Source organism: Streptomyces sp. NPDC001933, from assembly GCF_042890955.1.
Classification (GTDB): Bacteria; Actinomycetota; Actinomycetes; order Streptomycetales; family Streptomycetaceae; genus Streptomyces.
In genome coordinates this window covers 1-14380 of record NZ_JBIASS010000021.1, presented here as the reverse complement: position 1 = coordinate 14380, position 14380 = coordinate 1, and the positions used below count along the sequence as shown (strand labels likewise).

General features: G+C 72.7%; 14 protein-coding genes and 5 tRNA genes. 7 read left to right on the top strand and 12 right to left on the bottom strand.

What is annotated here, in order from left to right; all coding sequences use genetic code 11:
- Positions 1–90 precede the first annotated feature (90 nt).
- A complete protein-coding gene (locus ACFYY7_RS36240) occupies positions 91–546 on the bottom strand; it encodes a hypothetical protein (RefSeq protein WP_388668008.1) in 456 nt (151 codons plus the stop codon).
- A 203-nt stretch (positions 547–749) separates the two neighbouring features.
- Here ACFYY7_RS36240 and ACFYY7_RS36235 point away from each other — a divergent pair, with 203 nt between their 5' ends.
- Entirely contained in the window at positions 750–1265 is a 516-nt protein-coding gene (locus ACFYY7_RS36235; protein ID WP_388668007.1) for a DsbA family protein, read from the top strand.
- Between the two features lie 21 nt (positions 1266–1286).
- Here ACFYY7_RS36235 and ACFYY7_RS36230 read toward each other — a convergent pair whose 3' ends face one another.
- The 3 genes from ACFYY7_RS36230 to ACFYY7_RS36220 form a co-directional block, all read right to left on the bottom strand.
- Positions 1287–2123, bottom strand: coding sequence for a GNAT family N-acetyltransferase (locus ACFYY7_RS36230; protein WP_388668006.1), 837 nt, complete (start codon positions 2121–2123; stop codon positions 1287–1289).
- Positions 2124–2188: 65 nt separating this feature from the next.
- Positions 2189–3010 carry an aminotransferase class IV gene (locus ACFYY7_RS36225; RefSeq protein ID WP_388668005.1) on the bottom strand — a complete coding sequence of 274 codons (822 nt, stop codon included), beginning with the start codon at positions 3008–3010 and terminating at the stop codon, positions 2189–2191.
- A complete protein-coding gene (locus ACFYY7_RS36220) occupies positions 3010–4062 on the bottom strand; it encodes a chorismate-binding protein (RefSeq protein WP_388668004.1) in 1053 nt (350 codons plus the stop codon). The genes ACFYY7_RS36225 and ACFYY7_RS36220 overlap by 1 nt, the downstream gene beginning before the upstream one ends.
- A gap of 145 nt (positions 4063–4207) precedes the next feature.
- Between ACFYY7_RS36220 and ACFYY7_RS36215 the strand changes: the two genes are divergently transcribed.
- From ACFYY7_RS36215 to ACFYY7_RS36195, 5 genes are all read left to right on the top strand, one after another.
- A tRNA-Gly gene (locus tag ACFYY7_RS36215) sits at positions 4208–4280 on the top strand.
- Between the two features lie 37 nt (positions 4281–4317).
- Positions 4318–4391, top strand: a tRNA-Cys gene (locus tag ACFYY7_RS36210).
- Position 4392: 1 nt separating this feature from the next.
- A tRNA-Val gene (locus tag ACFYY7_RS36205) sits at positions 4393–4464 on the top strand.
- 19 nt (positions 4465–4483) lie between these two features.
- Positions 4484–4555: transfer RNA gene (locus ACFYY7_RS36200), tRNA-Val, on the top strand.
- A 23-nt stretch (positions 4556–4578) separates the two neighbouring features.
- A tRNA-Val gene (locus ACFYY7_RS36195) sits at positions 4579–4653 on the top strand.
- Between the two features lie 131 nt (positions 4654–4784).
- Here the strand turns inward: ACFYY7_RS36195 and ACFYY7_RS36190 are convergent.
- The 3 genes from ACFYY7_RS36190 to ACFYY7_RS36180 form a co-directional block, all read right to left on the bottom strand.
- A complete protein-coding gene (locus ACFYY7_RS36190) occupies positions 4785–5057 on the bottom strand; it encodes a zf-TFIIB domain-containing protein (RefSeq protein WP_388668003.1) in 273 nt (90 codons plus the stop codon).
- A gap of 68 nt (positions 5058–5125) precedes the next feature.
- The gene (locus tag ACFYY7_RS36185; protein ID WP_388668002.1) at positions 5126–6097 is read right to left on the bottom strand and encodes a phosphotransferase family protein; all 972 of its coding nucleotides are present in this window, start codon (positions 6095–6097) and stop codon (positions 5126–5128) included.
- Between the two features lie 254 nt (positions 6098–6351).
- Complete coding sequence (locus ACFYY7_RS36180) at positions 6352–6558, bottom strand: hypothetical protein (protein WP_266735954.1); 207 nt, start codon at positions 6556–6558, stop codon at positions 6352–6354.
- A 617-nt stretch (positions 6559–7175) separates the two neighbouring features.
- Here ACFYY7_RS36180 and ACFYY7_RS36175 point away from each other — a divergent pair.
- Positions 7176–8495, top strand: coding sequence for a serine/threonine-protein kinase (locus tag ACFYY7_RS36175; protein WP_388668001.1), 1320 nt, complete (start codon positions 7176–7178; stop codon positions 8493–8495).
- Between the two features lie 140 nt (positions 8496–8635).
- Here the strand turns inward: ACFYY7_RS36175 and ACFYY7_RS36170 are convergent, their stop codons facing one another.
- The 5 genes from ACFYY7_RS36170 to cobA form a co-directional block, all read right to left on the bottom strand.
- Positions 8636–9310, bottom strand: coding sequence for an aspartate/glutamate racemase family protein (locus tag ACFYY7_RS36170; protein WP_388668000.1), 675 nt, complete (start codon positions 9308–9310; stop codon positions 8636–8638).
- Complete coding sequence (locus tag ACFYY7_RS36165) at positions 9307–10788, bottom strand: MFS transporter (RefSeq protein WP_388667999.1); 1482 nt, start codon at positions 10786–10788, stop codon at positions 9307–9309. Before ACFYY7_RS36165 ends, ACFYY7_RS36170 begins: the two co-directional genes overlap by 4 nt.
- A gap of 334 nt (positions 10789–11122) precedes the next feature.
- Positions 11123–11677, bottom strand: coding sequence for a heme-binding protein (locus ACFYY7_RS36160; protein ID WP_388667998.1), 555 nt, complete (start codon positions 11675–11677; stop codon positions 11123–11125).
- A 260-nt stretch (positions 11678–11937) separates the two neighbouring features.
- Entirely contained in the window at positions 11938–12774 is an 837-nt protein-coding gene (locus tag ACFYY7_RS36155; RefSeq protein WP_388667997.1) for a TrmH family RNA methyltransferase, read from the bottom strand.
- 100 nt (positions 12775–12874) lie between these two features.
- A complete protein-coding gene (gene cobA / locus ACFYY7_RS36150; RefSeq protein ID WP_388667996.1) occupies positions 12875–14131 on the bottom strand; it encodes a uroporphyrinogen-III C-methyltransferase in 1257 nt (418 codons plus the stop codon).
- Between the last annotated feature and the right edge of the window lie 249 nt (positions 14132–14380).

Sequence of the window (14380 nt, the reverse complement as noted above, 5' to 3'; positions counted from 1 at the left end):
ATGCCTTCGGCCGCGCCGGGCCGCGGCGTGTCCCCATCGTACGGACGGCGCCCGGGGACGGCCCTCCGGGCCGGGGGCGGGGGGCCGGGGTCAGATGCCGTGCTTCTTCAGGATGGCCTCGATGTCGCTGAAGTCCTCGCCCGGCGAGGCGGACTGCTGCCGGGACTTCGTCTTCGGCTGCGCGCGGGGCCCCTGGAGCCCCGCCCCCAGGGACGGGGCCGAGGCCGCGGGGGCGACCGCTTCGCCCTGCGCCGCCCGCGCGGCGGCCCGGCGCTCCTTGCGGGTGCCGCCGCCGCGGCGCTCGACCGCCCGGGTCGTCATGAACAGCATCCAGGCCACCGCGAGCAGCCCGAAACCGAGCCAGACGCTCGGCTTGAAGGCGATCCCGGCGACCCAGTCCACGATCCCGGTCAGGACCAGGGCGATCGGGACCAGGGAGTAGGCGGCGATCCGGGTCGCGGCGAGGAAGCGCTTTCGCCAGGCGGTGACGGCGGCGATGCCCAGGCCCGCAGCGGACACCGCGGAGCAGATGGTCTCGGCAAGCATCGGTGCCTCCAGGCGCACGGGGAAACGTCCCTTCCATCCTGCACCGGTGACCGGCCCGGGGGCCACGATCCGGGACCGCATCAGGGACATTTCAGGGCCGGGATCCTCCCCAGGTGCCGATCGGCGGCGTGCCGGGCGTACGGAGCCCCGGCGGGACCGGGTGCCGGTTGGGAGGCTCGCGCGAGCCCTGGGAGACTGGCCGCATGAGCGATTCCACCTCTGCGGCCCCCGTCGTCCTCGACGTCTGGTGCGAGCTCCAGTGCCCCGACTGTCACCAGGCCCTCACCGATGTGCACGCCCTGCGGGCCAAGTACGGCGACCGGCTGGAGGTACGGCTGCGGCACTTCCCACTGGAGAAGCACAAGCACGCCTACGCCGCCGCGCAGGCCGCCGAGGAGGCTGTGGCCCAGGGCAAGGACTGGCCGTACATCGAGGCAGTGCTCGCCCGTACCGCCGATCTCGCCCGTGCCGGCGAACCACTGCTCGTCGAGGTGGCACGGGAACTCGGCCTGGACGCAGAGGAGATGGACACCGCTCTGATCGACGGACGCCACATGCTGATCGTCGACGCCGACCAGGCCGAGGGCAAGGCGATCGGGGTCACCGGCACCCCGACGTATGTGATCGGCGACGAGCGGCTGGACGGCGGCAAGAGCCAGGACGGGCTGCGCGAACGGATCGAGGAGATCGCCGACCGGCTGCTCGCCGAGCGAGGCTGAGCGGGCTGAGCAGGCCCGCCCTCAGAGGTTCTTGCCCAGGTTGTACTGAGTCGTCCGGTACCCGAGCGACTCGTACAGCCGCAGGGCGGGCGTGTTGGACGTGAGCACATGCAGGCCCAGCCTGCCGTCGCCCGCGTCGAGCGCGATGCGTTCCGCCTGGAGCATCAGCGCCCGGCCGTACCCCCGCCCCCGGAACTCCGCGCGCACCTCCACGTCGAACACGTAGCCCACCAGCATCCCCGGATGCATCTCGTGCCGCGCCACCCAGACGTGCCCCACGGCTTCGTCCTCGTGCGTGAGGACGTGCAGATGCGTTCCCTCGGTGGCGAGGCCGTGCGGCAGGTTCTGGGCGTGGCTGGTCTCGGCCTTCCTCATGGCCTGGTCCTCGGGGACCCCGCGTTCGATCCAGGTCTGCGCGTAGTCGGTGATCGCGTGGCGCTCCCACTGCGCGAACTCCTCGTCCGTCATCGGCCGGGCGGTGACGGCGCCGGGCAGGACGGGCGGGGTCGGCGCCAATTCCTTGACCATGTTCCTGCTGCGCTCGGTGTAGCCCAGCGCGGTGGCCAGCCCCTGCCCCGCCGTGTCGTCCGCCGGGACCGACAGCTCCATCCGGGTGCAGCCCCAGCCGCGCAGCACCTCTTCGGCGGCCAGCGCCGCAATGGTGCCGCGGCCACGCCTGCGGCGGGACTCGTCGATGCGCAGCGAGCGCAGCACGCCCGCCTTCGCGCCGAATCCCGGATCGGTGCCGATCTCGACGGCGCCGACGGGCCGTCCGTTGTCGCACACGTCGTACGCGCGGAACTGCGCACCATCGGCGCCTTGCTGGATCGGCCCGGTCGGCCGGAGGGTGGTGGTCATCGGAGATGTTCTATCCACTTCGGCCCGGCCCGTCACCCGATTTCCGGTTCGGACGTGACCCGGTTCTACGGGTCGAGGTCGTTCCCGGCCCGCTCGTCGAAGATCCGCATGGCCTTGACGGTCACCGGTCCGGGGCCGCCGGGCAGCTCCCGGCCGTCCACCCGGTGCACGGCCTGCACATCGCGCAGGGTGGAGGTGAGGAAGATCTCCTCGGCCCGCTCCAGGATGTCGAACGGCAGCTCGGTCTCCTGCGCGCCCGTCCACTCCACGGCCAGCGCGCGGGTGATCCCGGCCAGGCAGCCGGAGGCGACCGGCGGGGTGTGCAGCTGCCCGTCGAGGACGACGAAGACGTTGGACCCGGTGCCTTCGCAGAGCTGACCGGCGGTGTTGGCGAAGAGCGCCTCCGTGGCGCCGTGCTCGTGGGCGCGGGCGAGGGCGACGACGTTCTCGGCGTACGACGTGGTCTTGAGGCCGGTGAGCGCACCGCGCTCGTTGCGGGTCCAGGGGACGGTGATCACGGCGGTGGTGTCGGGGCGGCGGACCGCCTCGCCGAGGGCGACGACGAGGCCGGGTCCGGCGTCGCCGCGGTCGGAGCCGAGCGGGGAGAGCCCTCCGGTGTAGGTGATGCGGAGCCTGCCGAGGGCCATCGGGTTGGCGTCGATCACTTCGGCGCAGGCGCGCCGTACCTCGTCGAGGTCGGGGTCGGGGAGTCCGAGGCCACGGGCCGAGCGGGTCAGCCGGTCGAGGTGGCGGGTGAGGGCGAAGGGCCTGCCGTCGACGGTCTTGACCGTCTCGAATATGCCGTCCCCCACGGTGAGCCCGTGGTCGAGCACGGACACCCTGGCGTCCTCGGCGTCGCGCAGTTCGCCGTTGACCCAAATCCTCATCACGCGGTCCTTCCGGTTGTGTCGTGAGCGCCCGACGCTACAGCGAGCAGCCGGGACGCCTTGAGCTCGGTCTCGTCCCACTCGCGTTCCGGGTCGGAGCCCCAGGTGATGCCGGCCCCGGTGCCGAAGCGGAGGACCGGGGCGGGACCGGTCCGGTCGATCCAGAAGGTGCGTATGCCGACGGCCAGCGAGGCGGTGCGGCGGTCGGCGTCGACCCAGCCGATGCCTCCGCAGTAGGGCCCGCGCGGTGCGGTCTCCAGCTCCTCGATGATCCGCAGGGCGCTGGACTTGGGCGCACCGGTGACGGAGCCGGGCGGGAACGCGGCGGCGAGGAGCTCGGGCCAGCCGGCGTCCTCGGCGAGCTCCCCGCGCACGGTCGAGACGAGGTGGACCAGGCCGGGATGCTTCTCGACCACGCAGAGGTCGGGAACGGTGACCGATCCGGTGGCGCAGACCCGGCCCAGGTCGTTGCGGACCAGGTCGACGATCATCACGTTCTCGGCGTGGTCCTTCTCCAGCAGATCGTCCTCGGTCCGTCCGGTGCCCTTGATCGGCCCCGATTCGACGGTCCGGCCGTCCCGCTTCAGGAAGAGCTCGGGGGACGCGGTGGCGATCTCCACGCCGTGCGCGGGCAGCCGGATCGTCCCCGCGTACGGGGCGGGATTGCCGCGGGCCAGCAGCACGGTCAGCCCGTCCACGTCCGCGGCGCCCGGATCGGGCAGCGGCGCGGTCAGCACCCGGCAGAGGTTGGCCTGGTACACCTCGCCCGCCGCGATGTACTCGCGGATCCGCCGCACGCCCGCGATGTACGCGGCGCGGTCCAGGGACGAGGTCCAGTCACCGGCCGCGGGCCCGTGCCAGGCGCCCGGCACGGGTGCGGGCACCGCGCGGGTACGTACGGAGCCGAAGCGGGCGCAGACGAGACGGCCCTCGAAATCGGCGGATACGGCCCAGAAGCCGGATGATTCGAGGGCTGCGGGATCACTGGTCACGTCCTGCAGATCGGACGCGAGGAGCCCGCTGAAGCGGGCTATTGGAGCGAGGTCGTGCACGTCGTCGAGTCTAGGACGGCGCGCGGTGACCTGCCCCGGGGCGAGCGCACCTCAGCACGCTGCACAAACGCGTTTTTGTACTGGCCCGGGAATCCGCTAGAGTTCAACACGTCGCCGGGACGCGCAAGCGGACCGGGAAAGACAAGCGGACGTAGCTCAGTTGGTAGAGCGCAACCTTGCCAAGGTTGAGGTCGCCAGTTCGAACCTGGTCGTCCGCTCGCACAAGGTGGGGGATCTTCCCGAACCCCCACTCGTGGTGGAGTGGCCGAGAGGCGAGGCAACGGCCTGCAAAGCCGTCTACACGGGTTCAAATCCCGTCTCCACCTCCAAGGACGATTAGCTCAGCGGGAGAGCGCTTCCCTGACACGGAAGAGGTCACTGGTTCAATCCCAGTATCGTCCACTGATCCGCTAGGATCCCCGCGCGATTAGCTCAGCGGGAGAGCGCTTCCCTGACACGGAAGAGGTCACTGGTTCAATCCCAGTATCGCGCACGCAGTACACGCAGGTTCACCCTGCGCGATTAGCTCAGCGGGAGAGCGCTTCCCTGACACGGAAGAGGTCACTGGTTCAATCCCAGTATCGCGCACCAGCGGAAGCCCCGGTCGTCTCGACGACCGGGGCTTCCTCGTTTCCGCCGTACGCATGTTGGTGCGGACGCACCGCGGGCCCGGACGGAACGCGTCCGGGCCCGCGGTCAGGCACTCAGCGGCGGTCGTCCGTTCAGGACGAGAAGAGCATGCGGCCGAAGCTCTTGTGCCGGTAGTGACCGCCGTGGTGCTGCGGGGCGCCCCAGGCGGGCGCCGGGGCGGCCGGGTACGCCTGCGGGGCCGGCGGTGCGGGCGGGGCCTGCTGCGTCCACTGAGCCTCGATGCGGGTGAGGGACTCCAGCTCGCCGTAGTCGAGGAAGATTCCCCGGCAGCCGCTGCACTGCTCGATCTGTATGCCGTTGCGGTTGTACGTGTTCATCTGTGCGTGGCACTTGGGACACTGCATGGTTCGGCTCACTCCTCGCCTTCGGGTCGCCGTCGCCGGAATTCCTGCCCGTCGACGGTCGGTTCAGCCTACGACGAGTGTTCGGCGCCCAACTCGGGCGGGAGAGATGCGATTCGGGCACAGGTTTCGATCATTGTCCGTTCCACCTCATCCGGAGTCCGGCCTTCCTCCGCGGACTTGGCGAATGCCAGCGCGGCGGCCTGCACGGTCAGGGCTCGGGCCGGGACATCCAGGTCCGGCCAGGGATCGCCCTCGGCGCGGACGGCGGGGCCGCCCGCCGCCCGGTAGGCGTCCAGGAAGCGGAGCCAGACCTCGGGGGGCAGGATCCCGGCCGCGTACCAGGCGGCGGGGCGGGCAAGGTCCCAGGCAGGATCACCGAGACCCGCGTCGTCGACGTCGATGAGCAGCCAGGGGCCGTGCGGGGCCGGGTGTCGGACGAGCTGTCCGAGATGCAGATCGCCGTGGCAGAGGTAGTGCGAGCGGTGCGGGGGCGCGGCTGCCTCGTCGCGGGCCCAGGCCGGCAGGCGGTGCCAGGCTTCGAGTACGGGGGCGGTGGCCGGGTCGCCCGGCCGGGCGGCGCGCATCCGGGCGACGGCGAGCGCGGCCTTCGCGGGGCCCCGCATGGGCGGGAGCGCCAGGGCGGGCGGGGCCGGGGTCCGGTGCAGCCCGGCCAGCAGAACGGCGGCGTCCTCCCAGGGGGCGGCGTCGGGGTCGCCGGGGTCGACGGGCCGGCCGCGGGGCCAGAGCGTGACGGGGCGGTCATGGAGAGTGGCGGCCGGTGCACAGGGGCCGGGGATCAGCGGGGCGAGCAGGATGCCGGTGAGGCGCGGGTCGTTCGCGAGGGTGAGGCGGGTGAGCAGGCCGGAGGTGTCCGTGCCGGCGGCGTGGGCCTTGGCGACGACGGCCCCGCTGCGGACCACCGTGCCGTCCTCACGGTCCGCGAGCACCGCAGGGGGCGGGCAGGCGCAGGGGTCCCCGGGGTGTTCGTGGGCGGCCCGATGGGCGAGATCGCCCAGCGCGCGTACGACTGCGGTGGTCACGGTCTCCCCCGGTGGCGGGTTGGTACGGGTGTGGGCCCGGTCCGCACCGGGTCCGCCGACGAGCGTACGCGCGCCGGGAGGAGTCGCGGGCGGGCGGCGACCCCCGCCGCACCGCGAACGCCCCCGGAAAGCGCGATGTCCGGTCAGCTCCCCAGCTGACCGGACAAACGCTGCCGTCCGCCGCACCCCCGTCCCCACGGGGTTGTTGGCCGGATGTCCCGGTCCGGACCGCTCTTCCGGACCCGGGGCGCCGCTCAGCGCCCCAGCATCACGCCCACGGACGACGCCTGTGTGACCACTGCGTCCCAGCCGCCGAAGACGACCACGAGCAGGGCCGCCAGGGGAAGAACCATCGCCGTCGCCACGAGTGGGTGGCGCGTGCCGGAGGACGGGCGGCTGCCGAACGAGGCATGGGCCCTGCGTCCTGCGCGGATCATGGTCCGCGTTGCCGTGTCCGCCATGGTTCCTCTCCTGACTCGATGTGGGGCGGCGGGCGTGTGACCTCGGGGGACGAGTATTGCGCCCGCCGCTTGACCTCAACATTAGGGACGTGCGGCGCTGCGGTCGTCATGCCCGCGTACCGATTGCCGGGCCTCCCGGAGGATGAGCCCCGGACCGTCGTTGTACTCCCCTGGGTGGAGACCGGGTGTGCCCGGCCCTGGGGACATCCCGGAGGGGGCGTCCGCGCGGGCGGCGAACTTCGCGCGGCGCCGGAGTCGTTGGACGGGGACCCACCGGTACGCACGGCGACGGCCGCCGTGACTTCACTCACCCTTGCCCGTCCCGGTTCCCGGCAGCCGGTCCGCCCGCGCCGGAGGGGGGCTGCGCGCACCCGTCCGGGCCGAGGCCGGCGCCGTACCGCGGATGTCCGGCACCGCTCCAACCGCCCTTGCCCTCCCCCGTCTTGAGGCCCGGGTCCGTCCGGTACAAGACGCGCCCCCGGCCCCATGCCCCGTCAGGGGGCATGCCGCGCACGGACAATCGATCGACCGGTGAGGGCGCGGCCTCTGAGCGCCCCGGGCGCCGGGTACGTAAGCTGTGCCTCGTCAGGCGGACCAGGCAGCGGGGATGGGCAGACATGGCGATGATGCGGCTCCGGCGCGAGGACCCGCGTGTCGTCGGCTCGTTCAGACTGCACCGGCGGCTCGGGGCGGGCGGCATGGGTGTCGTCTACCTGGGTTCGGACCGGCGGGGCCAGCGGGTGGCGCTGAAGGTGATCCGCCCGGATCTGGCGGAGGACCAGGAGTTCCGCTCCCGCTTCGCGCGCGAGGTGTCCGCCGCACGGCGGATCCGCGGCGGCTGCACGGCCCGCCTGGTGGCCGCCGATCTGGAGGCGGACCGTCCGTGGTTCGCCACGCAGTACGTTCCGGGGCCCTCGCTGCACGACAAGGTGGCCGAGGAGGGCCCGCTGTCGGCGGCCGAGGTGGCCTCGATCGGGGCCGCGCTCTCCGAGGGCCTCGTCGCGGTGCACGAGGCCGGGGTCGTCCACCGCGACCTCAAGCCGTCGAACATCCTTCTCTCCCCCAAGGGTCCCCGGATCATCGACTTCGGGATCGCCTGGGCGACCGGAGCCTCCACCCTCACCCATGTCGGTACGGCGGTGGGCTCGCCGGGGTTCCTCGCACCCGAGCAGGTGCGCGGCGCGGCCGTGACGCCTGCGACCGATGTGTTCTCGCTCGGTGCCACGCTGGCGTACGCGGCCATGGCCGACTCGCCCTTCGGGCACGGCAGTTCCGAGGTGATGCTGTACCGCGTGGTGCACGAGGAGGCTCAGCTGCACGATGTGCACGACGCGCTCGCGCCGCTGGTGAGCGCATGCCTGGCGAAGGACCCCGAGGAGCGGCCCAGCACGCTCCAACTCTCCATGCGGCTCAAGGAGATCGCGGCGCGGGAGGCGCAGGGGCTGCACGAGAGCCGGCCGCCCGTGCAGCGTTCGGCGCAGGAACTGGACCGGCCGACGGGCCGTCTCGACGGTCCGTACACCGAGCAGCAGACGCGGCGTGCGGCTCCGCCCGCGACCCGTCAGCAGAAGCAGAAGCAACCGCAGGGCACCCGGCCGTCCTCGTCGTCGCGGGCCGGCTCGCCCCGGACCGGTGGTTCGCGCCCCCAGCAGCACCAGCCGCCGCGCAACACGACCCGGTCCGGGCGGCGCCCGCAGGGTACGAACGGGGCGAACGGCCGGCCGGGAACGCGGCCCGGGGCCCGTCCGACTTCGTCGGGGCTGCGTCCCGCCAATCCGCGGCTGCTGCGGCAGCGGCTCGTCGTCTTCGTCGTGGTGACGCTGCTGGTGGCGCTCGGCATCGCGGCGGCCCAGGGCTGCCAGGGGCCGGCCCGCGGCCTGGGTGCCGATCAGGGCGACGGCCGGACGCAGAGTCAGAGCCAGAGCCAGAGCCGGTAGCCCGCCGGGGTCAGGGCCTGTCCGGCCCTGATCCGCCGGACGGGCTCGCGGGCGGCCGGTCCGTGACGGGCGGGGGCGGTCCCCGGCCGTCACGGCCTCGTACTCCCTTGGGCGCGTTCCCCGTCGGGAACGGCCCCGGCTCACTTCCGTTCGAGCACCCGCCGTACCTCCCGGCAGGCGGCCGGGATCGGCCCGATGACCGGCACCGGGAAGCGCCCTTGCAGGGCTTCGGCCGCCTCCCCCAGCGGGCCTCCGCCGATGATCACGGCCTCGGCCCCGTCCTCGGCGATGCAGGCACCGACCGCGTCGGCCAGCCGCTCCCGCATCACCTCGGGGGTGGCGGCCAGCTCCAGGGGGTCGCCCGGCGTGAGGCGGATGCCGGTGTACTGGGAGGACCGGCCCAGGCGGTCGACCCGCGCGGCGATGGCGGCGGCCAGGCCCGGCGTGGTCGTGGCGATGCCGAACCGACGGCCGTCCGCCGCGGCCTCCGCCATGGCGGCCTCGGCGATGCCCACGACGGGGACATCGGTCCATGCGCGCAGTTCGTCGACGCCGGGATCACCGAACGCGCTCACCACCAGGGCCTTGACGCGCGCGCCGTCCGGCCCGGCGAGGGTGGACCGCGCCGCGGCCAGGACCTGCGGTCCGGCGGCCCGCAGTACGTCCTCGTCCACCAGCATCGTGGGGCCTTCGGCCACGGTGACTCCGCGGACCCGGTAGCCGTCGTCGGGGCGCAGGGTCCGGCCGGCGATGGCGGCCATCATCTCGGTGGTGGCCACCGAGGTGTTGGGATTGATCAGGGCCACGAAGGTCATCGGGTGCTCCCCGTCGTGTCGTCCGCGGGCTGCCCCGCCGCTTGCGTCACGGACTCCTCCGCCGGTTGTGTCGCGGACTCCTCCGCCGTCTCCTCCATGGACCGGCCGAAGGTCTCCGGCGGGAACTGGACGGACACGGCAAGGCCCACGAAGAGTACGCCGATCAGGGTGAACATCCCTGCCATGCCGTACGCGTCGAAGGCAGCACCCGCGAGCATCGGCGTCAGTCCGCCCGCCAGGGAGCCGAGGGCCAGGATGATCGACGTGCCGAACGCCCGCACCCGGGTGGGGAACTGCTCGGGCGCGAAGATCCAGATCGTGGTGTTCAGCGTGATGATGCAGCAGTTGACGGCCGCGCCGAGGATGAGGATCAGGGCGACGCCGTTGGCCAGGAATCCGAAGCAGAAGGCCGCCGCGCAGCCGAGTCCGGCGGCCACCGTGAGGACGGCCTTGCGCGGGACGTAGCGCGCCGCGGTGGAGGCGACCAGTGCGCCGACCAGCGAGCCCGCCTGCATGACCAGGGTGAAGAGCAACGACTTGGTGATGCTGTGCCCTTGGGCCACGAGGATGGTGGGCATCAGCGACAGGATGGATATCTGCGCGCCGTACGACATGCAGACGGCCACGCCGAGGGAGAGGGTGCGGCGGCGCAGGGTTCCCATGAAGACGTCGCGCAGACGGTTGCGTTCGGCCACGACCTTCTCGCCGCTCTCGACCGCCGTGATGAACTGCTCCGGCTTCTCCGGGCGGCCGCGGAGCCGGCCGGAAGCGAGCTTGTTGAGGACGAGGTTGGCCTCGTCGACCTTGCCGCGGGAGAGCAGGTAGCGCGGTGTTTCGGGGACGTACCGGCGGTAGAACAGGACCAACAGGGCGGGCACGGCGAGCATGCCGAACAGCCAGCGCCAGCGGTCGGGCCCGGAGAAGAAGGTGAAGACCAGGACGCCGAAGCCGGGGGCGAGCATGTTGCCGAGACCGCCGGCCGTCACGTTGATGATGCCGACGGCGGTGCCTCGGTGCCTGGCCGCGAAGAACTCGGACATCATCGTGACCGCGATGGCGATCTCGCCGCCGAGGCCGAAGCCGACGATGAACCTGCCGACCGCCACGACCGCGTACACGGGGGCGAAGGCGCAGATCAGCGCGCCGAGCGAGAACAGCAGCAGATTGACCGTGAGCATGGTCCGGCGGCCCATCTTGTCGCCGATGACGCCGGTGGTGAGCCTGCCGAGCGCTGCCGCGGTGAAGGTGATGGTGTTCAGGAATCCGAGCTCGGCGGCCGTGGTGCCCCACGACTCCTGCAGGACGGGGCCGACCAGGCCGACCGCGTTCTGTTCCAGCGCGTCGAAGAAGACGCCGAGCAGCACCATCGCGCCGATCTGCCGGTGCGCGCCGGTGACGCCTATCCGGTCGAGCGTGTCCTCCAACTGACGATGCCGCGGACTCGCGTCCGCGGTGGTCTTGAGCGGGGGAGCTTCCATGGGGATCCTTCCGAACGGAGCAGGACCCGAAAATGGAATACCATTTTCGGCTCGCGGAAGTTTCATCCGGGGATCGGCACAGCGTCAAGAGGTTCGGCACGGAATCCCGGATGGCGGGCGAGGGACACTTGGGATACCGACCGCGCGGTTTCAGGGCGGCGGGACCGCTCGTACGGCTCGCGACGGAGCCGGACGCCGGCGGGCGTCGGCGCCCGGGGCGGCCCGCGACGTACGTGACCGGCCGGGCCGGTGCGGAAAGCACCGAGGCCGTTGCCCCGCGTCCGTGAACGCGGGGCAACGGCCTCGGCCGGTATCGCGGAGGCTCTGCTCCGTACTACTTGCCCAGGGCCGCGGCGCCGGCCCGGGCGAACTTCTCGTCCAGGTCACCGGACGGGGCTCCTGCGACACCGATGCCCGCGATCGGCGCACCCTTCGCGTCGACCGGCACTCCGCCACCGAGGAAGAGGGTGCCGGGGATGTCCTTCAGCGTCGGGGCGTTCTCCAGGCGCTCGACCAGCTCGGAGGTCGGGGCGTTCCAGGAGACGGCGGTGAACGCCTTCTTCTGGGCCGCCTCGTACGCCTGGGGGCCCGCTCCGTCGCCGCGCAGGGTGACGATGGTGTTGCCGTTGCGGTCGACGACGGCGACGGAGACCCGCTGGTTCTCCTTCGCGGCGGCGTCGAGAACGGCCTGTGCGGCCCGGCCGGCCGCGTCGGCGCTCAGGTGCGTGGACCGGGCCAGGTTCTTGCCCGCAGCCGACCGGGGGGCGGTGCTCGGGGACGACCCCGCACTGGCCGAGACCACGGCGAACGTACCGAGAGCGGCGGCGCCGACCAACGTACCGCCGATGACGATGCGCATACGCTTCGTGGTCTTCCTGGCGTGCTTCATTCCGGTCACTCCTGTGATGGGTGCGGGATGCGGCTCCGTCCGCTCGGGGAATTCCGGCGTTCGGGCCCGCCGGCTGCTGCCGTCCCGTTCTGATCAAGGTTGCGGCCGGACGCCCGCCCGGTCCGTCGACGTACCGGCTTCATGTGCCGAGCGGGAAGGCTGACACCGGGGTCATCCGATCGGTTGACCCCGGGCAGGCGGACGGGCTGGAGGACGGAGGAAGGGCGGCTTCGGGCAGCCGGGCGGGAGGCGCGCCGGAGTCAGGCCGCTCCCGGCCGGGTCGCGTAGAAGGCGACGGCCGAGGCGGCTGCCACGTTGAGGGAGTCGACACCGGCGTCCATCGGGATGCGGACGTGCTCGTCGACCGCGGCGAGGGTACCGGGGGCGAGGCCGGCTCCTTCCGTACCGAAGACCAGCGCGAGCTTCTCGTCCTTGCGCGCAGCGAGTTCGTCGAGGGTGATCGCTCGTTCGCTCAGGCAGAGGGCGGCGAGCGTGAACCCCGCGGAACGCAGGACCTCTACGTCCTTCGGCCAGGACTCCAGCCGGGTCCACGGCACCTGGAAGACTCCCCCCATCGAGACCTTCACGGACCTCCGGTAGAAGGGGTCGGCGCAGCGAGGGGTGAGGAGGACCGCGTCGATGCCGAGGGCGGCTGCGTTCCTGAAGGCGGCACCCAGGTTGGCGTGGTCGACGATGTCCTCGAACACGGCGATGCGGCGTGCCCCCGTGACCGCCGCGCCGAAGGTCGTCGCCAGCAGTTCGTCGGCCGTCGGCAGCGGCTTGCGCTGCATCGAGGCGAGGGCGCCCCGGTGCACGTGGTAGCCGGTGACGCGCTCGGCGAGTTCGGGGCTCACGGCGTACACCGGGGCCGGGACCTCGTCGATGACGTCCCGCATCAGGTCGACCCACTTCGCCGAGAGCAGCATCGAGCGCATCTCGTACCCGGCGTGTCTGGCACGCCTGATGACCTTCTCGCCCTCGGCGATGAAGAGGCCCTCGGCGGGCTCCCGCCTGCGCCGGAGTTCGACATCGGTCAGTCCGGTGTAGTCGCGCAGTCGGGGGTCGTCGGGGTCGTCGACGGTGATGAGATCAGCCACGGGTTTGATACTGCCTTGTCCGGTGTGTGGTGCCAACGGATCGGGAGAAGATCCGTTACCGCTGGTTACTCGGTGCGGGTGCGGGCGGTGTCCGGGAAGGCTACTCGGCGGGGAGCGGCACGATGCCAGTGCCGACCGCGACGACGTCGCCGATGACGATGACCGCGGGGGGACGTACGTCCTCGGCGGCGGCCCGTTCGGCGACGGTCGCCAGGGTGGCGTCGACGCGGCGCTGGGACGCCGTGGTGCCCTCCTGGACCAGGGCGACCGGGGTGTCCGGGGACTTGCCGTGGGCGACGAGGGCCTTGGCGATGGCGCCGATCTTGTCGACGGCCATCAGCAGTACGAGAGTGCCGCGCAGCCGGGCGAGCGCCGCCCAGTCGACCAGCGAGCGCTCGTCGTCGGGGGCGACATGGCCGCTGACGACGGTGAACTCATGGGCGACCCCGCGGTGGGTGACGGGGATTCCGGCCGCGCCGGGTACGGAGATCGAGCTGGAGATTCCGGGGACGACGGTGCACGGGATGCCTTCGGCGGCGAGCGCCTGGGCCTCCTCCATGCCCCGGCCGAAGACGAACGGGTCGCCGCCCTTGAGCCGTACGACGGCCTTGCCGGCCTTGGCGTGCTCGATGAGCGCCTGGTTGATCGCCTCCTGCGCCATGAAGCGGCCGTACGGGATCTTCGCCGCGTCGATCACCTCGACGTGCGGCGGCAGTTCGTCGAGCAGGTCGCGCGGGCCGAGCCGGTCGGCGATGACCACGTCGGCCTCGGCGAGGAGGCGCCGGCCGCGCACGGTGATCAGGTCGGGGTCGCCGGGGCCGCCGCCGACCAGGGAGACGCCGGGGGTGGGCCGGGTCCGGTGGTGCGGGGCGGCGAGCGTGCCGTCGCGCAGTCCCTCGACGATGGCGTCGCGGACGGCGGCGGAGTGGCGCGGGTCGCGGCCCTGGGCGTCGGTGGACAGGACGGCGACGGTCACGCCCTCGCTGCGGCCGGTGGCCGGGGTCCAGGCGGTCGCCACATCGGCGTTGTCGCTCCGTACGCACCAGGTGCGGGTGCGCTCGGCCTCGGCGGACGCGGCGTCGTTCGCGGCGTCGTCGTCGGAGGCGATCAGCGCGTACCAGGTGTCGGCCAGGTCCCCGTCCTCGTACCGGCGGCGCTCCCAGCGGATCTCACCGGCGTCGGCCATCGCCTCGACGGCCGGGGTCGCGGACGGCGACACGAGGGTGATGTCGGCGCCGGCCGCGATGAGCGTGGGGAGGCGGCGCTGCGCGACCTGGCCGCCGCCTACGACGACGACGCGGCGCCCGCTCAGGCGCAGTCCGACGGGGTACGCGGGGTGATCGGCGTGCTCGGCCATGGCGGTGCGGACTCCTCGTGCGGTGCGGGGTGCGGGCCGCTGCGACGGTGGAGCGGCTGTGACGTGCGGTTTCGTGGGGGTGGGTCCACGATACGGGGTTGGGGCCCTCAGCCCCTCGGCCGATCGAGGATCGGGGGTGGGGGGGGGGGGGGGGCGCGCGCCCCGGGGCGGGGGGGGGGGGGGTGGGGGGGGGGGGGGCGGCGGGGCGGGGGGCGGGGGGGGGGCGCGCCGGGGGGGGCGGGGCCGGCG